The 23,553-nt window shown below is 37.6% G+C and carries 25 protein-coding genes; 22 read left to right on the top strand and 3 right to left on the bottom strand.

Going from position 1 to position 23,553, the window contains the following annotated elements:
- The first annotated feature begins 37 nt into the window (after positions 1-37).
- From JFU23_RS09630 to JFU23_RS09615, 4 genes are read left to right on the top strand one after another with little or no spacing between them, the layout of a single operon-like run.
- Positions 38-607 carry a nicotinate-nucleotide adenylyltransferase gene (locus JFU23_RS09630; protein WP_002015218.1) on the top strand — a complete coding sequence of 190 codons (570 nt, stop codon included), beginning with the start codon at positions 38-40 and terminating at the stop codon, positions 605-607.
- A complete protein-coding gene (gene yqeK / locus JFU23_RS09625) occupies positions 597-1,166 on the top strand; it encodes a bis(5'-nucleosyl)-tetraphosphatase (symmetrical) YqeK (protein WP_002143180.1) in 570 nt (189 codons plus the stop codon). Before JFU23_RS09630 ends, yqeK begins: the two co-directional genes overlap by 11 nt.
- On the top strand, positions 1,163-1,519 hold the full coding sequence (rsfS, locus tag JFU23_RS09620) for a ribosome silencing factor (RefSeq protein ID WP_000653209.1): 357 nt from the start codon (positions 1,163-1,165) through the stop codon (positions 1,517-1,519). Before yqeK ends, rsfS begins: the two co-directional genes overlap by 4 nt.
- A complete protein-coding gene (locus JFU23_RS09615; RefSeq protein ID WP_002088700.1) occupies positions 1,516-2,265 on the top strand; it encodes a class I SAM-dependent DNA methyltransferase in 750 nt (249 codons plus the stop codon). The genes rsfS and JFU23_RS09615 overlap by 4 nt, the downstream gene beginning before the upstream one ends.
- Positions 2,266-2,437: 172 nt before the next feature.
- Here JFU23_RS09615 and comER read toward each other — a convergent pair whose 3' ends face one another.
- Complete coding sequence (gene comER, locus JFU23_RS09610) at positions 2,438-3,265, bottom strand: late competence protein ComER (RefSeq protein ID WP_016100601.1); 828 nt, start codon at positions 3,263-3,265, stop codon at positions 2,438-2,440.
- 77 nt (positions 3,266-3,342) lie between these two features.
- Between comER and JFU23_RS09605 the strand changes: the two genes are divergently transcribed.
- From JFU23_RS09605 to JFU23_RS09595, 3 genes are all read left to right on the top strand, one after another.
- A complete protein-coding gene (locus tag JFU23_RS09605) occupies positions 3,343-3,942 on the top strand; it encodes a helix-hairpin-helix domain-containing protein (RefSeq protein ID WP_063218883.1) in 600 nt (199 codons plus the stop codon).
- 63 nt (positions 3,943-4,005) lie between these two features.
- Positions 4,006-4,563, top strand: coding sequence for a ComE operon protein 2 (locus JFU23_RS09600; protein WP_002088698.1), 558 nt, complete (start codon positions 4,006-4,008; stop codon positions 4,561-4,563).
- 14 nt (positions 4,564-4,577) lie between these two features.
- Positions 4,578-6,899, top strand: a complete 2,322-nt coding sequence (locus tag JFU23_RS09595; RefSeq protein WP_201031799.1) for a DNA internalization-related competence protein ComEC/Rec2 — start codon at positions 4,578-4,580, stop codon at positions 6,897-6,899.
- A 31-nt stretch (positions 6,900-6,930) separates the two neighbouring features.
- Here the strand turns inward: JFU23_RS09595 and JFU23_RS09590 are convergent, their stop codons facing one another.
- Entirely contained in the window at positions 6,931-7,065 is a 135-nt protein-coding gene (locus tag JFU23_RS09590) for a YqzM family protein (protein WP_000997609.1), read from the bottom strand.
- Between the two features lie 348 nt (positions 7,066-7,413).
- Here JFU23_RS09590 and holA point away from each other — a divergent pair, with 348 nt between their 5' ends.
- Positions 7,414-8,424: a DNA polymerase III subunit delta gene (gene holA, locus JFU23_RS09585; protein WP_002067332.1), complete on the top strand. Its 1,011-nt coding sequence runs from the start codon at positions 7,414-7,416 to the stop codon at positions 8,422-8,424.
- Between the two features lie 84 nt (positions 8,425-8,508).
- Here the strand turns inward: holA and rpsT are convergent, their stop codons facing one another.
- The gene (gene rpsT / locus JFU23_RS09580; protein WP_002088694.1) at positions 8,509-8,766 is read right to left on the bottom strand and encodes a 30S ribosomal protein S20; all 258 of its coding nucleotides are present in this window, start codon (positions 8,764-8,766) and stop codon (positions 8,509-8,511) included.
- Between the two features lie 180 nt (positions 8,767-8,946).
- Between rpsT and gpr the strand changes: the two genes are divergently transcribed.
- From gpr to JFU23_RS09510, 14 genes are all read left to right on the top strand, one after another.
- A complete protein-coding gene (gene gpr / locus JFU23_RS09575; protein WP_002088693.1) occupies positions 8,947-10,050 on the top strand; it encodes a GPR endopeptidase in 1,104 nt (367 codons plus the stop codon).
- 20 nt (positions 10,051-10,070) lie between these two features.
- Positions 10,071-10,412: a DUF3679 domain-containing protein gene (locus JFU23_RS09570; RefSeq protein WP_307838305.1), complete on the top strand. Its 342-nt coding sequence runs from the start codon at positions 10,071-10,073 to the stop codon at positions 10,410-10,412.
- Positions 10,413-10,620: 208 nt separating this feature from the next.
- Positions 10,621-12,444, top strand: coding sequence for an elongation factor 4 (gene lepA / locus JFU23_RS09565; protein ID WP_002015204.1), 1,824 nt, complete (start codon positions 10,621-10,623; stop codon positions 12,442-12,444).
- Positions 12,445-12,634: 190 nt separating this feature from the next.
- Positions 12,635-13,009 carry a winged helix-turn-helix transcriptional regulator gene (locus JFU23_RS09560; RefSeq protein WP_002015203.1) on the top strand — a complete coding sequence of 125 codons (375 nt, stop codon included), beginning with the start codon at positions 12,635-12,637 and terminating at the stop codon, positions 13,007-13,009.
- Positions 13,010-13,060: 51 nt separating this feature from the next.
- Positions 13,061-14,200 (top strand): radical SAM family heme chaperone HemW, encoded by a 1,140-nt coding sequence (hemW, locus tag JFU23_RS09555; RefSeq protein ID WP_201031797.1) that lies wholly within the window; start codon positions 13,061-13,063, stop codon positions 14,198-14,200.
- A 133-nt stretch (positions 14,201-14,333) separates the two neighbouring features.
- Complete coding sequence (gene hrcA, locus JFU23_RS09550) at positions 14,334-15,350, top strand: heat-inducible transcriptional repressor HrcA (RefSeq protein WP_002015201.1); 1,017 nt, start codon at positions 14,334-14,336, stop codon at positions 15,348-15,350.
- Between the two features lie 114 nt (positions 15,351-15,464).
- The gene (grpE, locus tag JFU23_RS09545; RefSeq protein WP_002165061.1) at positions 15,465-16,031 is read left to right on the top strand and encodes a nucleotide exchange factor GrpE; all 567 of its coding nucleotides are present in this window, start codon (positions 15,465-15,467) and stop codon (positions 16,029-16,031) included.
- Positions 16,032-16,057: 26 nt separating this feature from the next.
- On the top strand, positions 16,058-17,893 hold the full coding sequence (gene dnaK, locus JFU23_RS09540) for a chaperone protein DnaK (protein WP_002015198.1): 1,836 nt from the start codon (positions 16,058-16,060) through the stop codon (positions 17,891-17,893).
- Between the two features lie 202 nt (positions 17,894-18,095).
- Positions 18,096-19,202 (top strand): chaperone protein DnaJ, encoded by a 1,107-nt coding sequence (gene dnaJ, locus JFU23_RS09535; protein WP_002015197.1) that lies wholly within the window; start codon positions 18,096-18,098, stop codon positions 19,200-19,202.
- Between the two features lie 28 nt (positions 19,203-19,230).
- A complete protein-coding gene (gene prmA / locus JFU23_RS09530) occupies positions 19,231-20,169 on the top strand; it encodes a 50S ribosomal protein L11 methyltransferase (RefSeq protein ID WP_002067162.1) in 939 nt (312 codons plus the stop codon).
- Between the two features lie 145 nt (positions 20,170-20,314).
- Positions 20,315-21,064 carry a 16S rRNA (uracil(1498)-N(3))-methyltransferase gene (locus tag JFU23_RS09525; protein ID WP_002015195.1) on the top strand — a complete coding sequence of 250 codons (750 nt, stop codon included), beginning with the start codon at positions 20,315-20,317 and terminating at the stop codon, positions 21,062-21,064.
- Positions 21,065-21,070: 6 nt separating this feature from the next.
- A complete protein-coding gene (mtaB, locus tag JFU23_RS09520; protein WP_201031796.1) occupies positions 21,071-22,423 on the top strand; it encodes a tRNA (N(6)-L-threonylcarbamoyladenosine(37)-C(2))-methylthiotransferase MtaB in 1,353 nt (450 codons plus the stop codon).
- 469 nt (positions 22,424-22,892) lie between these two features.
- The gene (rpsU, locus tag JFU23_RS09515) at positions 22,893-23,066 is read left to right on the top strand and encodes a 30S ribosomal protein S21 (protein ID WP_000048061.1); all 174 of its coding nucleotides are present in this window, start codon (positions 22,893-22,895) and stop codon (positions 23,064-23,066) included.
- 15 nt (positions 23,067-23,081) lie between these two features.
- Positions 23,082-23,525, top strand: a complete 444-nt coding sequence (locus JFU23_RS09510; protein WP_000054578.1) for a GatB/YqeY domain-containing protein — start codon at positions 23,082-23,084, stop codon at positions 23,523-23,525.
- Positions 23,526-23,553 lie beyond the last annotated feature (28 nt).

Here is a 23,553-nt window from a genome sequence, read left to right as displayed (position 1 = left end):
GGAGAGTTGCTGTATGTAAAAGGAAGGAGCGTTTCTTTTGAGAAAAATTGGCATTATTGGTGGCACGTTTGATCCACCTCATAATGGGCATTTGTTAATTGCAAATGAAGTGTATCATGCTTTAGGGTTGGAAGAGGTATGGTTTTTGCCGAATCAAGTTCCACCGCACAAGCAAGGACGTAACATTACGAGTGTGAAAAGTCGATTAAACATGCTGCAAATAGCGATTGAGGAAGAAGCATACTTTTCAATTTGTTTAGAAGAGCTAGACAGAGAAGGCCCATCTTATACGTACGATACTATGGTACAATTAACGGAGAAGTATCCGGATGTGCAGTTTCACTTTATTATTGGCGGAGACATGGTTGAGTATTTGCCGAAGTGGTATAACATTGAAAAGTTACTTAAGCTTGTGACTTTCGTTGGAGTTGCAAGACCAGGTTATACATTACATACGCCTTATGATATCGTAAAAGTGGAAATTCCGGAGTTTGCAGTTTCTTCTTCTCTGTTACGTGAGAGATATATGACGAAGAAAACGTGCAAATATTTACTCCCCGAAAAAGTACAGGTATATATCGAGAGGAATGGGTTGTATGAATCGTGAGGAAGCACTTAGTATTGTCAAACAACAAATGCATGAAAAACGTTATATACACACGGTTGGTGTAATGGAAACAGCGATTGAACTTGCTAGGTTATATGGTGTAGATGAGAAAAAGGCAGAGACGGCTGCTATATTTCACGATTATGCAAAATGTAGAGCGATTCCAGAAATGGAAGAGATTATTAAGAGAGAAGCTTTGCCAAAGGATCTACTGCACTATAACAAAGAGTTATGGCATGCACCTGTTGGGGCATACTTAGTAGAAAAAGAAGTAGGCATTACTGATCCTGAAATTCTACAAGCTATTACATATCATACAAGTGGTCATGAAAAAATGACAATGTTAGATAAAGTTATTTATGTAGCAGATTACATTGAACCAGGACGTAAGTTTCCTGGTGTGGAAGAAGCGAGGAAACTCGCATATAAAGATATAAATCAAGCTTTACTGTTTGCTTTAAAGCGAACAATTCAATTTTTAATGGAAAAAGATCAAACGATTTATCCATTAACATTCCAAACATACAATGAAGTTATCAAGGAGGAAATTAATAAATGAAAGATAAAGAGTTATTAGTATTAGCGGCAAAAGCAGCTGATGATAAGAGAGCAGAAGATATGGTTGTACTAAATATGCAAGGTATTTCACCGATTGCAGACTATTTTATTATTTGTCACGGAAATTCAGACAAGCAAGTACAAGCAATTGCACGTGAAATTAAAGCGAAGGCACATGAGTTCGAAATTAACGTACAACGTATGGAAGGCTTTGATGAAGCACGTTGGGTTTTAGTAGACCTTGGTGATGTGGTTGCTCATGTATTCCATAAAGATGAGCGTAATCACTATAATTTAGAGCGTCTATGGGGCGATGTGCCGCGTGAAGATATTGCAGATGAGCTAGATCAATGAAATACGAACAATTTGCTTTGCTGTATGACGAACTGATGAATGATGTCCCTTATGATAAATGGGTGGAATTCACAGAGGAAAGTTTACAACAGGCATCTATGAAAGAGGCAAGAATCCTTGACGTAGCATGTGGAACTGGTAACGTAACACTTCCGCTTGTGCGAAAAGGTTATGACTTAATTGGTGTAGATCTTTCGGAAGAAATGTTAACTGTCGCGCAGCAAAAATTGGGGGGAGAAGGATATTTTATTCCTTTTTACCAACAAGACATGAGAGAGCTCGATGTTCCTGGTGAATTTGATTGTGTGACAATCTTTTGTGACTCATTAAATTACGTATTGCAAGAAGATGGAGTGCAAGAAACATTTAGAAGAGTTTTCCACCATTTACGTCAGGATGGCTTGTTTTTATTCGATGTACACTCTTTATATAAAATACATCACGTATTTCAAAATGAAACATATACAGTGAACGGCGAAGAAATATCACTTATTTGGAACTGCTTCCCTGGAGAAGAATCAGATAGTGTGGAACATGATTTGACATTCTTTGTACAAGATTCAGAAGAAGATGTGTATCATCGTTTTGACGAATGTCACGTGCAACGTGCGTATTCGGTTGAAGTGTTAACAAAATGGCTTGAAGAAGCTGGGTTTACAGTGCTTCGCGTCACAGGTGACTTTGAACGAATTGAAGTGACAGAACAAACAGAGCGCATCTTTTTTATGGCGAAGAAGAATGGATAAAAGAAAAGCAACCGATAAGGTTGCTTTTGTTTTATAGAAAAGATGTAGTTTTAGTTCTAGAAAAATAAAAAGATGATATGTGTAAAGTGTAAAAATGCTAGTTTTAGTGAAAATGTAGCATGAAAAAGATAAGTATTAATAAAAAGGGTTTGGGATTACGATGGCGTATTTATTATGTGTGTTTATCGAATTGCTGCTCAACGCATTTTAAATCTTCATCAAATTTCTCATGTGTCCGTTCGATTAATTTATGAAACATATCCCCAACGTGCTCTTCTAAAATACGAATACCTTCTCCTGTAACACCGCCTTTAACGCATACCTTTTCTTGTAAAGTAGGTAATGTGAAAATTTCTTTTTCGAGTAATTTCCCCATTCCAATGACCATTTCACTTACTAAAGTAGTGGCTTCTTCATGTGTAATATTTGTTTTATCTACAGCAGCGTTAATGAAACATTGTAATAAATAACTAAAAAAAGCAGGGCCGCAGCTTGCTATATCAGATGAAACGCGCGTTATATCTTCTTCTATAACAAGGGGAGTAGAAATGTTTTTGAATAGACGAAGTAGTTTTTGTTGCCATTCTAGAGAGCAATTATTTCCAAATGTAAATAGTGATGCGCCGGATAAGGCGCGGTTTGTGATGCTTGGAATGATACGAGCGACGTGGCAAGGTATAAGTGTTTCTAATTGTGATGGAGATATGGGGCTTGTGATAGAAACTAAGCAATCTTCGTCTGAAAAATGGTCAGCGTATTTTTGTAGAATAGGGTATATGTCTATCGGTTTTACGCAAATGAAAATAAGCTGGGATTGTTCGATTACCTCTTGGATTGTTTTGGCTATATGAACAGAAGGGTATTTTTCTTTTATATGATATGCTTTGGCAGGCGTCCGATTAATAATAGTAAGGCACGAAGGTTTGACAGCACGGGTTTCTAAAAATGCATCGATTAGTATATTCCCCATGTTCCCTGTCCCTATAATTCCTATGTTCAATGTTTCATCCCTCCTTCGTAACAGCTTTCTCCTAAACAATATGAATGATGTTATAAATTTATGATTAGAGGTGTAAAATGATGTGGGATTTTCCGAAAAAATGGTTGGGATTAGTGGTTATTATTGGCACTTTGATTTTTCTTTTTTTCTGGAAAACGAATCAGCAAACAGAGCGATCGCTCATTACAACGGAAGTTCAAGTAAAAGATGTGGAGAAAAAAAGTAAACCGAAAGTATTGGATACAAAGGAGCAGAAAAAAATAATTATAATTGATGTGAAAGGGGCGGTTTTTAAAGAGGGTGTGTATGAAATGAAGGAAGGGGACCGGGTGAAGGAGGCGGTTGAAAAAGCTGGTGGTTTGTTGCCGGATGCAGATGTGAAGAAAGTGAATTTGGCGCAAATGGTCCAAGACCAAATGCTTCTGTATGTTCCTAACAAGAATGAGCCAGTGCAAGAAGGGACTACTTTTTCAAAAAGCGAGGGTAAAGTGCAAATAAATACAGCTTCTAAAGAGCAACTTGAAAAAATAACAGGCATTGGTTCTCGGAAAGCGGAAAGTATTTTGAAATACCGAGAAGAACATGGCCCGTTTCAGAAAATAGAAGATTTATTAGAAATTGATGGGATTGGTGCGAAGTCTTTAGAGAAAATAAAAGATCAAATTATTATTCCATAAAAGATTGACGAAGTTTTTCTTTTTTCGCTACACTACAAGTAGACAAAAAAGAAGGTGAAAAATATGGAACGAATTTCATGGGATCAATATTTTATGACGCAAAGCCATCTACTATCTTTACGTAGTACATGTACAAGGCTTGCGGTAGGAGCGACAATCGTTCGTGATAAACGAATTATTGCTGGTGGATATAACGGTTCAATTAAAGGTGGTGTCCATTGTATAGACGATGGTTGCTATGTCATTGATAATCATTGCGTTCGTACAATTCATGCTGAAATGAATGCTTTATTGCAATGTGCGAAATTTGGTGCAAAAACAGAGGAAGCGGAAATTTATGTCACACATTTTCCTTGTTTGCAGTGCTGTAAGGCGATTATTCAAAGTGGTGTTACAGCGGTTTATTATGCACAGGACTATAAAAATCATCCGTATGCCGTAGAGTTATTTGAACAAGCGAGTGTAACAGTAAAGCACGTTCCGCTAGAATACGATATTACATCGCTAGAGGAACAAGAGCGTCATTTACAGCTAAAGGAATTATTCGCAGCTTTAGAAAAAGATAATTTATCAATGGAAGAATTACAGCGTGTATTCACTAAAGCGAAAATGATGCTATAAGGAGTGAGTATGAGTTGAATGGGCAATGGGGCTATGTTGCAATCTCGTTTATAATTGGGATTGCAATTACCTTTTCCGCATCGCATTTGTTGGCTGCTTGTTGTTTCGTTTGTTATGTTTTATTTTGTTTATATCGTACTTCGCGTAAAACCTTCATATTTTGTATAATAGCGTGTTTTAGTGGCGTTATGTACACCATGTATGTTCAGAGTCTAAATAAGCCGCTAGGGGAGTCCTATGAAGTTACACGAGGGGTCGTGCAAAATACACCTCTAATTAATGGGGATCGTCTCTCTTTTCAAATTGAAGATCAGAATAAAAACTTAGTGCAGTTAAATTATAAAATACAATCTGCTTCGGAAAAGAAGCAGTTGCAACAATTACATGCAGGTATATCGTGTACATTTAAAGGGGAGGTGAAAGAACCACAAACTGCCCGGAATTTTCATGTTTTTGATTATCGTAATTATTTATATCAGCAAAAAATACATTTTATATTTGATGTGACATACATTTCTGAATGTCAAAAAACATCGTTGTCACTCGTGCAATGGATTTTCCTTCTCAGGCAACAAACAATCTCGAAAGTTACAGAAATGTTCCCGGAACAATCAGGTGCATTTATGAACGCATTATTATTTGGAGATCGACAACAAATGACGTTTGAAGTAGAAGAGCAATATCAACAATTTGGTCTTATACATTTGTTAGCAATTTCAGGATCGCATATCGTATTATTAATGGTTATAATGTATTTTGTTTTGCTAAGAAGTGGTGTGACGAAAGAGATAGCAACAGTATGCCTTATAGTTTGCATTCCTCTGTATATGATCATAGCTGGGGCGTCGCCATCTGTTGTGAGGGCTTCTATAACAGGAGTTTTATTATTGGTAGCTTTCATATGCTCTGTTCGCTTATCTAGTTTAGACGCCTTAAGCATAACGGCTATATGTATGCTTATATACGATCCGTATCTTATTTTCAACATTGGATTTCAATTCTCATTTGTAGGTAGTTTTTCTTTACTACTATCTGCGCCGATATTATTAGGGCGTAGTAATGGAATAGTTCGAAATTCTATTTACATTTCTATAATTTCACAGCTCGCTAGTACCCCCATCTTGTTATATCATTTTGGTTATTTTTCTCCTTATAGCATTTTCCTCAATCTTATATATGTTCCTTTTCTATCCATTATTGTATTGCCATGTAGCATCATTATTCTTATATGTATGCCGGTTATTCCATTTTTCGCAAAAGGAATTGCATATGTACTTTCACTATGTTTAACCATTTCTAATGATTTTCTAAGTTACTGTGAAAGTTTCCCTTTCATCCGACTTACTTTTGGTCAAACTCCGTTATTTCTTGTGGATATATATTGTTTTAGTATCGTTAGTATATTTGTGATTTGGGAAAGGGTAATAACGAAAAAAATTTTGTGCATAGTTGTGGGTGTGTTTCTTTTTATTAGTACTTGTCATTATGTATATCCATATTTTCGCGAAAGTGGGAGTGTTACATTTCTTGATGTTGGACAGGGAGATGCGATATTAATTCGTCTTCCATACGATAAAGAGGTTTATCTTATTGATACAGGAGGAGCCCTTTCTGTCAAGAAGGAAGCGTGGCAACAGAAAAAGCATGAATTTTCTGTTGGGCATGATATTCTTGTTCCTTTTTTACAAAAAGAAGGTATAAAAACGATTGATAAATTAATTGTAACGCACGGAGATGCGGATCATATAGGTGCTGCGCTGGATTTGCTGTCATCTATTATTGTAAAAGAAGTTGTATTTGGGAGAAAGGAACAAGATGCTGTATTGGAAAAAGTGGTGAAGAAAAAGGCGTTAGAAAAGAGCGTGAAGATAAGTGTAGTAGGAGAAGGGGAAGGTTGGAGGGTAAATGAAGCGGAATTTTTCGTATTAGCTCCAAAGGGGAAAGAAAAGGGAGAAAATGACTCTTCGATTGTACTATGGGCCAGACTAGGGGGACTAACATGGCTATTTACGGGTGATCTAGAAGAAGAAGGAGAAAAGTTTATAGTATCAACATATCCTGATTTGCGGGCTAATATTTTAAAAGTTGCCCACCATGGGAGTAAAACATCGTCTACAGACCCATTTTTAAGCCTTGTACAGCCTGCTGTAGCGATTATTTCTGTGGGGGAGCGTAATAGGTATGGGCACCCGCATAAGGAAGTTATAGAGCGTTTTAAGAAGATGGGTATTGATATATGGCGTACGGATAAGCAAGGTGCTATTTCCTATGTTTTTAATGGAGAAAAAGGAACCTTTCAAAGTAAAATCACATATGATGAAACACATAGAAGATGAAAAAAAGAAGACTGCCGTTAAGCAGCAGCCTTTAAGAACCGATGAATTTAATAACAGTTGCAATAATGAAAAGTGTTGCGAAAAAACCAAATGAGACGATAAATCCTACCCCTGAATCAATAGCGTCATTGCGTTTACTTTGAACGTTTTGTTCAAAATCATTCATTTAGAATCCCTCCCCAACATTCCATTTTAGTATAAAATATTGTCAGAAAAAAATCTACAATTTCCATATGAAGTGAAATAGAGTATTTGTATACTTTTTCTAGTTAGTTAAGTAGCGTGAATTTTTCATTTCCAATCATGTTAACAGTTGGCACTTATACTAAGATTATTATTGTAAATAATAAAGGGAAGGTGATTACCGCACACCAATAAGAAATCCGGGGCTTATTGCGTGGCGTTTTATATAAATAAAGGGGCGGGTTATAAAGACCGTCCCTTTGTACTTGTAAAACAAAAGCTAGGGCATTAGTATAAATATATATTGCCAAGTTAGGGAGTAGGAAAAAATATGAGTGATATACATAAGAAGATTAAAAAGAAACAGTTCGCTCCGTTGTATGTACTGTATGGAACGGAAGCCTATTTTATAAATGAAACGATAAAGCTTATTACAACGTACGCGCTTGAAGAGGAAGATCGAGAGTTTAATGTTGTGACATACGATTTGGAAGAAGCGTATTTAGAAGATGTAGTTGAGGATGCGCATACGCTTCCTTTTTTTGGAGAGCGTAAAGTTATATTAATAAAATCACCACTATTTTTAACGGCACAAAAAGAAAAATTAGAACAAAATATAAAAATTTTAGAAGAATATATTGGGGAGCCCTCTCCTTTTTCTATTCTTGTTTTTGTTGCGCCTTATGAAAAATTAGACGAACGAAAAAAAATTACAAAACTATTAAAGAAAACAGCGGATGTAATAGAAGCAAATGCGATGCAAGTGCAGGATGTTCAGAAGTGGATTGTTTCTCGTGCGGATGAGGTGCATGTGCATATTGATAATGCAGCTGTTAGTTTATTGTTAGAGCTTGTGGGAAGTAATGTAACAATGTTGGCGAAGGAAATGGACAAGTTAACGTTATACGTCGGTATGGGCGGAGAAATTACGCCAAAACTTGTCACGGAACTTGTGCCGAAATCTGTTGAGCAAAACGTGTTTGCTTTAACAGAAAAAGTGGTGAAAAAAGATATCGCTGGTGCGATGCAAATTTTAGACGGATTATTTACACAGCAGGAAGAACCGATTAAACTGCTCGCTTTATTAGTAAGTCAGTTCCGCTTGCTACATCAAGTGAAAGAGTTGCAACAGCGTGGTTACGGACAAAATCAAATCGCGTCCCATATTGGTGTACATCCGTACCGGGTAAAGTTGGCGATGAATCAAACGAAGTTTTTCTCTTTTGAAGAATTAAAAAAAGTTATTATAGAATTGGCGGAAGCTGATTATAGTATGAAGACTGGAAAGATGGATAAGAAACTTGTGCTTGAGTTTTTCTTAATGCGGTTAAATCATATGTAGTGACACAAAAAAGTTCACGTACTTAGTACGTGAACTTTTTTGTGTATATAAAAAACGATCCGAATGGATCGTTTTTTAAACGCCTTACGCGTTTACTTGTTTCGCTAAGCGAGATTTTTGACGAGCTGCAGCGTTTTGGTGGATAAGACCTTTACGAGCTGCTTTGTCAAGTTTTTTAGAAGCAGTTTTGAAAGCTTCTTTAGCATTTTCAAGATCGTTATTAGTAACTAAAGTTTCTACAGTTTTAACAGCAGTACGCATGTCAGACTTGATAGAAGCGTTATGTGAACGACGCTCTTCGCTAAGTTTAGCGCGTTTGATAGCAGATTTGATGTTTGCCATACTTTTCACCTCCCTGGTGCAATCGAATGACTCGATTCTTACATAGAACAAGTGATATTTTATCAAACGGTGAAGAGAATTGCAATAGTATATCAATGAAATTTCACGTAAAGGAAAGAATGACCTAATATAACTTGGGGAAATCTAACGATATTTACTATGAATTACGGAGGAGATACGATGAAAGAACCATTAGATTTAAGTAAATATAGTGTTAGAACTGACCTTGCTGTAGAGGCGCACCAAATGCTACAAGAGCGCCAAGAAGAACAAAAAGGGATACAGGGAGTTATTGTAAAAGAGAGGGAAGAAGAGGGAGTTACAATTACAAAAGTAACTATTGATGAAATTGCATCTGAGTCGATGGGGAAAAAACCTGGAAGTTATTTAACTCTTGAGGTGCAAGGTATAAGGCAACAAGATACGGAACTTCAGCAAAAGGTAGAGCGTATTTTTGCAAAAGAATTTTCTTATTTCTTAGAAGAGGTTGGAGTTTCAAAAGAAGCGAGTTGTTTAATCGTAGGTCTTGGGAATTGGAATGTAACGCCGGATGCACTCGGACCGATAGTTGTAGAGAACGTATTGGTGACGAGACATTTGTTTAAATTGCAGCCTGAAAGTGTGGAAGAAGGGTTTAGACCTGTTAGTGCCATTCGTCCAGGGGTAATGGGAATTACAGGGATTGAAACGAGCGATGTCATTTACGGAATTATTGAGAAGACAAAACCAGACTTTGTCATCGCAATTGATGCATTAGCTGCGCGTTCTATTGAACGAGTAAATAGTACGATACAAATTTCTGATACAGGAATTCATCCAGGATCTGGTGTTGGGAATAAGCGTAAGGAACTAAGTAAAGAAACATTAGGTATTCCTGTTATCGCAATTGGTGTGCCAACTGTGGTAGATGCTGTTTCGATTACGAGTGATACAATTGATTTTATTTTGAAACATTTTGGCCGGGAACTGAAAGAAGGAAACAAACCGTCACGCTCTTTATTGCCAGCAGGTTTTACATTTGGAGAAAAGAAAAAATTAACAGAAGAAGATATGCCAGATGAAAAGAGTCGAAATATGTTTTTAGGAGCTATTGGTACGTTAGAAGAAGAAGAAAAGAGAAAGTTAATTTATGAAGTGTTATCTCCTCTTGGTCATAATTTAATGGTAACTCCAAAAGAAGTAGATGCGTTTATTGAGGATATGGCAAATGTAATAGCCAGCGGTTTAAATGCAGCGCTGCATCATCAGATTGATCAGGATAATACAGGGGCATATACACATTGATGGAAAGAGGCAGAAATAGCTTGAGTCAATTTACGCTTTTATGTATATGCGGTACAGTCTTATGTTTGCTTATGATGATAGCTGGAGTGGGACTCGCTAATCATGGTCTAAAAAGTATGAAGGGATATCGTCAGCTGTCATATGAACAAATTGCTCATATGACAGGAACAGAAGGCGATGGGGCTGAACCCGGAATTTCGGGAGAGACGTTTTCGACTATTGAAAAACAAAAACAGTTAGAAAGCTTAAGAAGTTTTAATGTTGTAGAAGGTATCGGTATGGCGATAGCAAGTGTTGCTCGTGATATGACAAAGTTTGGAACGGATATAGTTGTTGGGGCAATAAAAGGAATTTTTAGTTAAGGGTAGCGGGAAGGATGGTTGTCTTATGTTTGTAAGAGAGCTGTCTTTTAATTTGAAAAAGGTTTGTCTCTTATGGTTTGTTCGCATAAGATATAGATAGAGTGATTTGTATTGTAAGCAGCACGAGTTTTCATTGAATCTTTGCTGCTCTATTGATATAATCAGTGCTAGTGTATATTGGCGAGACTATTAGGAGTTGAGAACATAGATGAATAAAGAAGAAAGAGCAAAAAGACAGTCCAAAATTCGTAACTTCTCCATCATTGCTCACATTGACCACGGGAAATCAACGTTGGCAGACCGTATTTTGGAGAAAACAAACGCGTTGGCACAGCGCGAAATGAAGGCGCAATTGCTTGACTCTATGGAGTTGGAGCGTGAGCGTGGTATTACAATTAAATTAAATGCAGTACAACTAACGTATAAAGCGAAAGACGGTGAAGAGTATATTCTTCACTTAATCGATACTCCAGGACACGTCGACTTTACGTACGAAGTATCTCGTAGTTTAGCGGCTTGTGAAGGTGCAATTCTTGTAGTGGATGCAGCGCAAGGAATTGAGGCGCAAACATTAGCGAACGTATATTTAGCGCTTGATAATAATTTAGAAATCTTACCAGTTATTAATAAAATCGACTTACCAAGTGCAGACCCAGAACGCGTACGTCAAGAGGTAGAAGATGTAATTGGTTTAGATGCATCGGAAGCTGTACTTGCTTCAGCGAAAGCTGGCATTGGTATTGAAGAAATTTTAGAACAAATCGTTGAAAAGGTACCAGCTCCAACAGGTGATTCAGAAGAGCCGTTACAATGTATGATTTTCGATTCTTTATATGATCCGTACCGTGGTGTAATTGCATATATCCGTGTTGTAAATGGAACGGTAAAAGTTGGCGATAAAGTACGTATGATGGCAACTGGAAAAGAATTTGAAGTAACAGAAGTAGGTGTGTTTACACCGAAAACGACGCAACGTGACGAGTTAACAGTAGGTGATGTAGGTTTCTTGGCAGCATCTATTAAAAACGTAGGTGATACACGCGTAGGTGATACGATCACACATGCGAAACGTCCGGCTGCAGAGCCGTTAAAAGGGTATCGAAAATTAAACCCAATGGTATTCTGTGGTTTATATCCAATCGATTCTGCACGTTATAACGATTTACGTGATGCGTTAGAAAAACTAGAATTGAATGATTCTGCTCTTGAATTTGAGCCTGAAACATCTCAAGCTTTAGGTTTTGGTTTCCGTTGTGGTTTCTTAGGGCTTCTTCACATGGAGATTATTCAAGAACGTATTGAACGTGAATTCAAGATTGACTTAATTACAACAGCGCCAAGCGTTATTTATAAAGTGTATTTAACAAACGGTGAAGATTTTATTGTTGATAATCCATCTAATATGCCAGATCCACAGACTATCGATCGTGTAGAAGAGCCGTTTGTGAAGGCTGCAATTATGGTTCCGAATGACTATGTTGGAGCTGTAATGGAAATTTGCCAAGGGAAACGTGGAACGTTTATTGATATGCAATATTTAGATGAAACACGTGTTACATTGACATATGAAATCCCGTTATCAGAAATCGTATATGATTTCTTCGATCAATTGAAATCAAATACGAAAGGATATGCATCATTTGACTACGAGTTAATTGGTTATAAACCATCTAAACTTGTGAAAATGGATATTCTTTTAAATAATGAACAAGTGGATGCTTTATCATTTATTGTACATCGTGATTCAGCGTATGACCGTGGTAAAGTAATTGTAGAGAAATTAAAGAAATTAATTCCAAGACAACAGTTTGAAGTGCCAATTCAGGCGACTATCGGAAATAAAGTTGTATCTCGTTCTACAATTAAGGCGATGCGTAAAAACGTACTTGCAAAATGTTACGGTGGTGACATTTCTCGTAAGCGTAAACTTCTTGATAAGCAAAAAGAAGGTAAAAAACGTATGAAGTCTGTTGGTTCTGTAGAAGTGCCGCAAGAAGCATTCATGGCTGTACTGAAAATGGATGATAACTAATGGAGTGAACTATAATTAGTGGAGATTTTTCTATTCTTCGCTAATTATTAGCCCGCACCAATCGTGATAAAAGTAGAAGCCGTTCGTTCGGCTTCTTTTTTTATATGCTACTTTTTAGACATCTTATGATCTCTCATTTACAATAGTGAGAGAGCTTTTTAGTGATTGATATAGAGTTAGGAGACTATTAATGTCCGAAAATATTCGAAAAGATATTCGAGAGAAAATACAAAAAGGTAATTTTAATTGCGAAAAGGAACTGACGCTTTCTATAATTAGTGGGAAGTGGAAAGTTGTGATATTGTGGCACTTAGGTGTGGAAGGTCCGCATCGTTTTAGTGAATTGCAACGTCTGTTCCCGAGCATTTCTCATAAAGTTTTGTCAAATCAATTGAAAGAGTTAATGGAGGACGGGATTGTTGATCGAACGGTATACCCGGAAATTCCTCCGCGTGTTGAGTACTATATGACGGAATTAGGTATGTCGCTTTTACCGATCGTTGAAATGATGTATGATTGGGGAAAAATGCGAATGGAACAAATCCGTAATACAGTAGAGAAGTAAAGAATCCTCCGGAGTGCGGAGGTTTTCTTTTTAGAAAGGTAGGAGTTATATTTGGTACAAGCTGCATATATTCATATTCCATTTTGTCAGCATATTTGTCACTATTGTGATTTTAATAAAGTATTTATTGAACGCCAACCGGTTGATCAATACTTACAATATTTAGAGAAAGAAATAATAAATACGGTTCAAAAAGTACCGTTTGAAAGTATGAAAACGATTTTTGTTGGCGGAGGAACTCCGACAGCTTTAAATATGGAGCAAACAAAAAAACTACTCGACATCATTAACCGTCGTTTGCGCCCATTTGCGCCGAATTGTGAATTAACATTTGAAGCGAATCCAGGTGATTTACCGAAAGAGAAGTTGAACGTATTGCTAGAAGGTGGAGTAAACCGAATTAGTTTTGGTGTGCAAACGTTTCGTGATGAGCTACTTGAGAAGATTGGACGCAGGCATACGAGAGAAGATGCATTCATAGCAATTCGAGAAGCGCAGGAAGTCGGTTTTACAAATATTAATGTAGATTTAATTTATGCTCTGCCAGGACAGACGATAGAAGATGTAAAGGAAACATTAGACATTGCCTTTACGCTTGGTGTACAACATTTCTCGGCATATTCCTTAATTGTGGAACCGAAAACTGTATTTTATAACTTAATGAATAAAGGGAAATTAAGACTACCAGGTGAAGATCATGAAGCGAAAATGTACGAAATGGTAATGGATGAAATGGAGAAACATGGTTATAACCAGTATGAGATTAGTAACTTCTCAAAAGGTAATAATGAAAGTAGACACAATCTCACATACTGGAATAATGAAGAGTATTATGGATTTGGAGCTGGAGCGCATAGCTATGTGAACGGGGAACGAATTCAAAATGTAGGTCCGCTCAAGCAATATTTCACTAAAATTGATGAGACAGGATTTCCATATTTAGATGTTCACCCAGTGACAGAGAAAGAAAAAATGGAAGAAGAGTTGTTCTTAGGACTTCGAAAAACAAAAGGTGTTTCTAAGTTAGAATTCCAAAAGAAATTTAATGTGGAGATGGACCATGTTTTTGCAAAGCAGTTACAAAGTAATCAAGAACAAGGATTACTTGAAAACAGAGATGGACATGTTTGTTTAACGAGGAAAGGGAAACTATTAGGGAATGAAGTATTCCAGTCATTTTTGATTGATTAATTAAATGTGCCATAAGCGCGAAAAATTTTTGTTATTTCGTGACGTTTCCGTTGACAATTGAATGTCAATTTTGGTAAGTTATTAATAGATTTAGCACTCGAAGACAAAGAGTGCTAACAGAGGTGATGATGAGATGCTTACGGAACGTCAGCTCTTAATTTTACAAACAATTGTTGATGACTTTATTGGATCAGCGCAACCAGTTGGTTCGAGGACGTTGGCTAAGAAAGATGAAATTACGTTTAGTTCAGCTACTATTCGAAATGAAATGGCTGATTTAGAAGAACTAGGATTTATTGAAAAAACGCATAGTTCTTCTGGGCGTGTTCCTTCTGAAAAAGGATACCGATTTTATGTAGACCATCTTTTAGCGCCGCAAAACTTACCGACCGATGAAATTGTACAAATTAAAGATTTATTTGCTGAAAGAATTTTTGAAGCAGAAAAAATTGCACAACAATCAGCTCAAATTTTATCAGAGCTTACGAATTATACGGCCATTGTTCTTGGTCCCAAATTGAGCACAAATAAACTTAAAAATGTACAAATTGTACCGCTTGATCGTCAAACAGCAGTCGCTATTATTGTAACAGATACAGGGCATGTGCAAAGTAAAACGATTACCGTTCCGGAATCTGTTGATTTATCAGATTTAGAAAAAATGGTTAATATTTTAAATGAAAAGCTATCTGGTATACCTATGGCAGAACTTCATAATAAAATCTTTAAAGAGATTGTTACAGTCTTGCGTGGGTATGTTCATAATTACGATAGTGCAATAAAAATGTTAGATGGTACATTTCAAGTCCCTTTATCGGAAAAGATATACTTTGGAGGAAAAGCAAATATGCTTTCGCAACCAGAGTTCCATGACATTCACAAAGTAAGATCTTTGCTGACGATGATCGATAATGAGGCTGCGTTTTATGACATTTTGCGTCATAAACAAGTCGGAATTCAAGTGAAAATTGGTAGAGAAAATTCTTCTACGGCAATGGAGGATTGCAGTTTGATTTCTGCAACGTATTCGATTGGAGAAGAGCAACTTGGAACAATTGCAATTTTAGGTCCGACGAGAATGCAATACTCTCGTGTAATTAGTTTACTGCAGTTATTTACAAGACAATTTACAGACGGACTTAAAAAGTAAATGAGAGTAATACATTCGCTCAAGTGATGAAATTTTCATTGCTGTGTGTAATATATAATGCTTAGGTAATCATGCTAAGCATGATACCTAATACCTTTTAAGGAGGTGAAAATTGTGGAAGAGCGTAACGAACAAGTGGTAGAAGAAGTGAAAGAAGCGCAAGTTGAAGAAGCTGTCACGCCAGAAAACAGTGAAAAAACTGTAGAAGAAAAAAGTGAGGCTGCTCTTTTACAAGAAAAAGTAGATGAGTTACAAGCGAAACTAACGGAAACGGAAGGTCGCACATTACGTCTACAAGCTGATTTTGAAAATTATAAGCGCCGTGTCCAAATGGATAAACAGGCTGCTGATAAATATAGAGCACAAAGTCTAGTTTCAGATATTTTGCCAGCTCTTGATAATTTTGAAAGAGCGATGCAAGTGGAAGCGACTGACGAGCAAACGCAATCCTTGTTACAAGGTATGGAAATGGTGCATCGTCAATTGCTAGAAGCGTTGACTAAGGAAGGTGTTGAAGCGATTGAAGCTGTTGGTAAACAGTTTGATCCGAATGAACACCAAGCTATTATGCAAGTGGAAGACAGTGAATTTGAATCAAACGCGGTAGTTGAAGAATTCCAAAAAGGTTATAAACTAAAAGACCGTGTGATTCGCCCATCAATGGTAAAAGTAAATCAATAATTTACATAAAAGTAGGAGGATTCGCCATGAGTAAAATTATCGGTATTGACTTAGGTACAACAAACTCTTGTGTAGCTGTTATGGAAGGTGGAGAACCAAAGGTTATCCCAAATCCAGAAGGAAATCGTACAACACCTTCTGTTGTAGCTTTCAAAAATGAAGAGCGTCAAGTTGGGGAAGTTGCGAAGCGTCAAGCAATTACAAACCCAAATACAATCATGTCTGTTAAACGTCATATGGGTACAGACTACAAAGTAGAAGTTGAAGGTAAAGATTTTACACCTCAAGAAATTTCTGCAATCATTTTACAAAACTTAAAAGCTTCTGCTGAAGCATACTTAGGTGAAACAGTAACGAAAGCTGTTATTACAGTACCTGCATACTTCAACGATGCAGAGCGTCAAGCAACGAAAGATGCTGGTCGTATCGCTGGTTTAGAAGTTGAGCGTATCATTAACGAACCAACAGCCGCAGCACTTGCTTACGGTTTAGAAAAACAAGATGAAGAGCAAAAAATCTTAGTATATGACTTAGGTGGCGGTACATTTGATGTATCTATCCTTGAGTTAGCAGACGGCACATTCGAAGTTATTTCAACTGCTGGTGACAACCGTCTTGGTGGAGATGACTTTGACCAAGTTATCATCGATCATTTAGTAGCTGAATTCAAAAAAGAAAATAGCATTGATTTAAGCCAAGATAAAATGGCACTTCAACGTCTGAAAGATGCAGCTGAAAAAGCGAAGAAAGATCTTTCTGGTGTAACACAAACACAAATTTCATTACCATTCATTAGTGCTGGAGCTGCTGGCCCATTACACTTAGAATTAACGTTAACAAGAGCTAAATTCGAAGAAATTTCAGCTGGTCTTGTTGAAAGAACATTAGAGCCAACTCGTCGTGCATTAAAAGACGCTGGTTTTGCTCCAAGCGAATTAGATAAAGTTATCCTTGTTGGTGGATCTACTCGTATCCCAGCTGTACAAGAAGCAATTAAACGTGAAACTGGTAAAGAGCCATACAAAGGTGTAAACCCAGATGAAGTTGTAGCATTAGGTGCTGCAGTTCAAGGTGGCGTACTTACTGGTGATGTAGAGGGCGTTCTATTATTAGACGTAACTCCACTTTCTTTAGGTATCGAAACTATGGGCGGTGTGTTCACGAAACTAATCGAGCGTAACACTACAATTCCGACAAGTAAGTCACAAGTATTCTCAACAGCTGCTGATAACCAACCAGCGGTAGACATTCACGTACTACAAGGTGAGCGTCCAATGTCAGCTGACAACAAAACGTTAGGTCGTTTCCAATTAACAGACCTTCCGCCAGCACCACGTGGAATTCCACAAATCGAAGTAACATTCGATATTGATGCGAACGGTATCGTTAACGTACGTGCAAAAGACTTAGGTACAAGCAAAGAGCAAACTATTACAATCCAATCTTCTTCAGGTCTTTCTGATGAAGAAGTAGATCGTATGGTACAAGAAGCTGAATCAAATGCTGATGCTGACCAAAAACGTAAGGAAGAAGTTGAACTTCGTAACGAAGCTGACCAACTTGTATTCCAAACAGACAAAGTTGTAAAAGATTTAGAAGGTAAAGTAGATGCAGCTGAAGTAGCGAAAGCAACGGAAGCGAAAGAAGCATTACAAGCGGCAATCGAGAAAAACGAACTTGAAGAAATCCGTGTGAAAAAAGATGCTCTTCAAGAAATCGTACAACAATTAACTGTTAAATTATACGAGCAAGCTCAAGCGGCTGCAGGGCAAGCAGAAGGTGCACAAGGAGCACAAGACGCTGGCGCGAAAAAAGATAATGTAGTAGACGCTGAGTTTGAAGAAGTAAAAGAAGACAAGTAATACAGTGAAATAAAATAAGTAAGATGACAAAAAGTCAAAGTCAAGCGTGCCTTGGCTTTGGCTTTTTTCACGAATAAGAAGAAATGTGTGAGGATCTTAAGTTTTTTATTTTGCATACTGTAAGTGAGGAAACTTTGTTGCAAAGCACTTTCTTTCGGTGTTAAAATTACGTTTATGTGAAAGATTCGGGGGTTGCAAATTTATGAATAAACGAGACTATTATGAGGTCCTTGGACTTAGCCAGGGCGCTTCAAAAGATGAAATTAAAAAAGCGTATCGTCGTTTGGCTAAAAAATACCATCCAGACGTAAGTAAAGAAGAAAATGCAATTGAAAAGTTTAAAGAAGTACAAGAGGCATACGAAGTATTGAGCGATGATCAAAAGCGTGCGCAGTATGATCAATTTGGTCACGCTGGTCCGAATCAAGGTTTCGGTGGCGGAGGAGACTTCGGCGGTGGCTTCGGTTTCGAAGATATCTTTAGTTCATTCTTTGGCGGTGGCGGCGGAAGACGTCGTGATCCAAATGCTCCACGTCAAGGTGCTGATTTACAATATCAAGTTACTTTAGAGTTTGAAGAAGCTATTTTTGGTAAAGAATTGAACGTTGAGATTCCAGTGGAGGATCCATGTGATACTTGTAAGGGTAGTGGAGCAAAACCAGGGACTTCAAAAGAAACATGTAAACATTGTTCAGGATCAGGGCAAGTAAGTGTAGAACAAAATACACCATTTGGGCGTATTGTAAACCGTCAAGCTTGTGGACATTGTTCAGGAACAGGTCAAATGATTAAAGAGAAATGTACGACATGCCATGGTTCTGGTAAAGTTCGTAAACGTAAAAAAATCAATGTTAAAATTCCAGCGGGTATCGATAATGGTCAACAAATTCGTGTATCTGGAAAAGGTGAAGCAGGCGTAAATGGCGGACCGGCAGGTGACTTATATGTTGTTGTTCATGTGAGAAATCATGAATTCTTTGAACGCGAAGGGGATCACATTATTTGCGAAATGCCAATAACATTTGCGCAAATGGCACTTGGTGCGGAAGTAGAAGTTCCTACCGTTCATGGCAAAGTGAAGCTGAAAATTCCAGCAGGAACACAAACAGGAACAGAATTCCGCTTAAAAGGAAAAGGTGCTCCGAACGTACGTGGATATGGTCAAGGAGATCAATATGTAGTCGTTCGTGTTGTTGTGCCGACGAAATTAACTTCACATCAAAAAGATTTATTGCGTGAATTTGCAGGGCAAGAAGAGCAGGATGATAGCTTATTCAGAAAGCTTAAACGTGCTTTTAAAGGGGAATAATGGAAATGAAAAATGGAGTTGGTAAATTGTGAAATGGTCAGAAATTAGTATTCATACAACAGAAGAAGCAGTAGAAGCTGTCTCTCATATTTTGCATGAAGCAGGCGCTAGCGGGGTTGCGATTGAGGACCCAGCGGAGTTGACGAAAGAGCGCAAGCAACAATACGGTGAGATTTATGCACTTAACCCAGATGAATATCCAAGTGAGGGTGTTTTGGTAAAAGCATATTTCCCACAAACGGATTCTTTACACGAAACGGTTGCAGGTGTAAAATCATCTATTGATGCACTACCATCTTTCGACATCGAAATTGGTAAAGGAACTATTACAATTAATGAAGTCGATGAGGAAGATTGGGCTACTGCTTGGAAGAAGTATTATCATCCAGTTCAAATTTCTGATACATTCACAATTGTGCCGACGTGGGAAGAGTATACACCGTCTTCTCCAGATGAAAAAATTATTGAATTAGATCCAGGTATGGCGTTTGGTACAGGGACACATCCAACAACGACGATGTGTATTCGTGCGTTAGAAAAAACGGTTCAGCCAGGTGATACTGTGATTGATGTGGGGACAGGTTCGGGGGTACTTAGTATTGCTGCGGCAAAATTAGGTGCGGCTTCTGTTCAAGCGTATGATTTAGACCCAGTTGCAGTTGAAAGTGCAGAAATGAATGTGCGCTTAAATAAAACAGATGACATTGTCAATGTTGGACAGAATAGTCTATTAGAAGGTATTGAAGGTCCAGTTGATTTAATCGTAGCAAATTTACTAGCGGAAATTATTCTTCTATTCCCTGAAGATGCAGCGAGAGTTGTGAAGCCAGGTGGATTATTTATTACATCTGGTATTATTGGGGCGAAAGAAAAAGTAATTTCTGAAGCGTTAGAAACAGCTGGATTTTCAATTGAAGAAGTACTTCGAATGGAAGATTGGGTAGCAATTATTGCACGAAATGCGTAATATAGATTTTAGTCTATAAAGAACAGGGGAGTCTCTCACCGTATAAGGTGAGGGACTTGCCGTTTGTTATATGAAAATGATAACGTTTCGTTCTTTTCGTAAGTGTTGACTTACGAAAGGAACGAAACTCTACTAAGGTGATTATATGCAACGTTATTTTGTAGAAGAGAAATATGTAAATGAGACAAGTATTCGCATAATGGGTGATGATGTCCATCACATCGCAAGAGTGATGCGTATGTCAGCCGGTGACCACATTTATTGCTGTGTAAATGGTAAAACAGCAGAGTGTTCAATTGCTGAAATTACCAGTGAATTTGTGGATACCACTATTGTAGAATGGGTAGAGGCGTCAAGCGAACTTCCTGTGTTCGTGACGATTGCAAGTGGACTGCCGAAAGGAGACAAGCTAGAGTTAATTTTTCAAAAAGGAACTGAGCTTGGGGCAGCTGCATTTTTACCATTTCAAGCATCTCGATCTATTGTAAAGTGGGATGCGAAAAAAGCAGATAAAAAAGTTGAGCGTTTGAAAAAAATTGTAAAAGAAGCTGCGGAACAATCGCATAGAAGTGAAATTCCAGAAGTACACGTTCCCTCATCATTTAAACAACTGCTGTCGATGAGTAGCGAGTATGATGTTTGCCTTGTTGCGTATGAAGAAGAAGCGAAACAAGGTGAGAAATCTAATTTTGCGAAAGCTTTAGCGACGATTAAACCAGGCCAAAAACTGCTGATTGTATTTGGACCAGAAGGCGGTTTAGCGGAGGAAGAGATAACCGCACTTCGTGAACATAAATTTGTACCATGTAGTTTAGGACCAAGAATTTTAAGAACAGAAACGGCTCCGCTTTATGCGTTAAGTGCCGCTTCTTATCATTTTGAATTGATGGGGTGATAATCAATGGCAACTGTTGCGTTCCACACGTTAGGTTGTAAAGTAAACCACTATGAAACAGAAGCGATTTGGCAATTGTTTAAACAAGGTGGTTATGAAAGAACTGAATATGAAAAAAAATCTGATGTATACGTTATTAACACATGTACAGTAACGAATACTGGAGATAAAAAAAGCCGTCAAGTAATTAGACGTGCTGTACGTCAAAATCCAGATGCGGTAATTTGTGTAACTGGATGTTATGCACAAACATCTCCAGCGGAAATTATGGCAATTCCAGGTGTAGATATTGTTGTTGGTACGCAAGATCGTGAGAAGATGTTAGGATACATCGAAGAATTCCGTAAAGAGCGTCAACCAATTAATGCTGTCCGTAATATTATGAAAACACGTGTATATGAAGAGCTCGATGTACCATATTTCACGGACCGTACACGTGCATCTTTAAAAATACAAGAAGGTTGTAATAACTTCTGTACATTTTGCATCATTCCTTGGGCGCGTGGTTTAATGCGTTCTCGTGATGGAAAAGAAGTTATTAAACAAGCGCAGCAATTAGTAGATGCTGGCTATAAAGAAATCGTATTAACAGGTATTCATACAGGTGGGTACGGTGAAGATATAAAAGAGTATAACTTAGCTGGATTACTGCGCGATATGGAAGCGGAAGTAGGCGGATTGAAACGCCTTCGTATTTCTTCTATTGAGGCGAGTCAAATTTCTGATGAAGTAATTGAAGTGTTAGATAAATCAGAAGTAGTTGTACGTCACTTGCATATTCCATTACAGTCAGGATCTAATACTGTATTGAAACGTATGCGCCGTAAGTATACGATGGAATTTTTCCAAGAGCGTTTAGATCGTTTGAAAGAAGCGTTACCAGGTCTTGCGATTACATCAGACGTAATTGTTGGATTCCCAGGCGAAACAGAAGAGGAATTCATGGAAACGTACAATTTCATTAAAGAGAATCGTTTCTCTGAATTACACGTTTTCCCTTATTCGAAACGTACAGGTACTCCAGCAGCACGTATGGAAGATCAAGTTCCTGAAGACGTGAAGAACGATCGTGTTCACCGTCTAATTGAGCTATCAAATCAATTAGCGAAAGAGTATGCTTCTAGATTTGAAGGTGAAGTACTTGAAATCATTCCGGAAGAGGCATTTAAAGATGGTGACCGTGAAGGTTTATATGTAGGTTATACAGATAACTACTTAAAAATTGTGTTTGAAGGATCTGAAGAATTGATTGGTAAGCTAGTAAAAGTGAAAATTACAAAAGCTGGTTATCCATATAACGAAGCGCAGTTTGTTCGTGTTCTTGAAGATGATGTAAAAAAAGAATCAGCAAGCGCATAAAATGAAACTTTAATCAGTGGGGGGTTGTTCATCCCCGCTGATTATCAGCCTGACCCCCGCCTAAGTTCTTTGCTTTCGCTGAATTTTGAGGTGGGGGTCTTACTGTCCTGGCAAATAGCGGGATAAAAAAGCATGCAAACGGAAACGATTTGCATGCTTTCTTTTTTTTTTTTTGTGGAGAAGTTAAGTACTGAAAAGGCAGGTACGTTGAATGAGTAGTTATTTAATGCTTTCTTGTATTAAAAAAGGTGTAATGATAAAAAATATAGTTGTCTTCAGGGGAAAAGGATAATAGCTATCTACATAGCTTTTGAACAGGTAAGGGCATCTATTCTTCTTTTATTCTGCCAAATAGTTGACCTGAAGTGATAAAATGTATTATAATCGTAAAAGACATGCTGAAGAAGGGTTTCTTTTTGCATGCTGAAATTAGTATGTAAGTGTGATGTTTCGGAGGGAGGGAAAGAGAATGTCAAAAACAGTCGTTCGTAAAAACGAGTCTTTGGAGGATGCACTTCGCCGTTTTAAAAGATCGGTTTCTAAAACTGGTACACTTGCTGAAGCAAGAAAGCGCGAGTTTTATGAAAAGCCAAGTGTAAAACGTAAGAAGAAATCTGAAGCGGCAAGAAAGCGTAAGTTCTAAGAGAGGGTGTAAGTTATGAGTCTTCTCGGTCGTTTAAACGATGATATGAAACAAGCGATGAAGAATAAACAAAAAGAAAAATTAACCGTTATTCGTATGGTTAAGGCTGCTTTACAAAATGAAGGTATTAAACTGCAACATACTCTTACTGAAGAAGAGGAATTAACAGTTTTAGCTCGTGAAGTAAAACAGTATAAGGACTCCCTCCTTGAATTTAAAAAAGCTGGTCGTGAAGACCTTGTTGATAAACTGCAAAGTGAAATTCAGATTTTAAGCGCATATTTGCCGGAGCAATTAACAGAAGAAGAACTAGCGGATATAATTAAGCAAGTTATTTCTGAAGTTGGTGCTACATCTAAAGCAGATATGGGTAAAGTGATGACTGCTGTTATGCCGAAAGTAAAAGGTAAAACAGACGGATCACTTGTGAATAAGCTGGTTATCCAGCTATTAGCATAAAAAAGCGTCTCATTTCGTATGAGACGTT

Origin of the sequence: Bacillus sp. TH50 (assembly GCF_016650565.1) — a bacterium.
Lineage (GTDB): Bacteria > Bacillota > Bacilli > Bacillales > Bacillaceae_G > Bacillus_A > Bacillus_A mycoides.
This window is presented reverse-complemented; position numbering and strand designations above follow the sequence as displayed.

Bases quoted from the DNA above. Each gene is read 5' to 3' on its own strand.
- lepA (WP_002015204.1), top strand. From the start codon at position 10,621: ATGAATAAAGAAGAAAGAGCAAAAAGACAGTCCAAAATTCGTAACTTC.
- JFU23_RS09510 (WP_000054578.1), top strand. From the start codon at position 23,082: ATGAGTCTTCTCGGTCGTTTAAACGATGATATGAAACAAGCGATGAAG.
- dnaJ (WP_002015197.1), top strand. From the start codon at position 18,096: ATGAATAAACGAGACTATTATGAGGTCCTTGGACTTAGCCAGGGCGCT.
- gpr (WP_002088693.1), top strand. From the start codon at position 8,947: ATGAAAGAACCATTAGATTTAAGTAAATATAGTGTTAGAACTGACCTT.
- mtaB (WP_201031796.1), top strand. From the start codon at position 21,071: ATGGCAACTGTTGCGTTCCACACGTTAGGTTGTAAAGTAAACCACTAT.
- JFU23_RS09605 (WP_063218883.1), top strand. From the start codon at position 3,343: ATGATGTGGGATTTTCCGAAAAAATGGTTGGGATTAGTGGTTATTATT.
- dnaK (WP_002015198.1), top strand. From the start codon at position 16,058: ATGAGTAAAATTATCGGTATTGACTTAGGTACAACAAACTCTTGTGTA.
- JFU23_RS09600 (WP_002088698.1), top strand. From the start codon at position 4,006: ATGGAACGAATTTCATGGGATCAATATTTTATGACGCAAAGCCATCTA.
- JFU23_RS09615 (WP_002088700.1), top strand. From the start codon at position 1,516: ATGAAATACGAACAATTTGCTTTGCTGTATGACGAACTGATGAATGAT.
- rpsU (WP_000048061.1), top strand. From the start codon at position 22,893: ATGTCAAAAACAGTCGTTCGTAAAAACGAGTCTTTGGAGGATGCACTT.
- JFU23_RS09590 (WP_000997609.1), bottom strand. From the start codon at position 7,065: ATGAATGATTTTGAACAAAACGTTCAAAGTAAACGCAATGACGCTATT.
- holA (WP_002067332.1), top strand. From the start codon at position 7,414: ATGAGTGATATACATAAGAAGATTAAAAAGAAACAGTTCGCTCCGTTG.
- rpsT (WP_002088694.1), bottom strand. From the start codon at position 8,766: ATGGCAAACATCAAATCTGCTATCAAACGCGCTAAACTTAGCGAAGAG.
- JFU23_RS09525 (WP_002015195.1), top strand. From the start codon at position 20,315: ATGCAACGTTATTTTGTAGAAGAGAAATATGTAAATGAGACAAGTATT.
- hrcA (WP_002015201.1), top strand. From the start codon at position 14,334: ATGCTTACGGAACGTCAGCTCTTAATTTTACAAACAATTGTTGATGAC.
- rsfS (WP_000653209.1), top strand. From the start codon at position 1,163: ATGAAAGATAAAGAGTTATTAGTATTAGCGGCAAAAGCAGCTGATGAT.
- JFU23_RS09560 (WP_002015203.1), top strand. From the start codon at position 12,635: ATGTCCGAAAATATTCGAAAAGATATTCGAGAGAAAATACAAAAAGGT.
- yqeK (WP_002143180.1), top strand. From the start codon at position 597: ATGAATCGTGAGGAAGCACTTAGTATTGTCAAACAACAAATGCATGAA.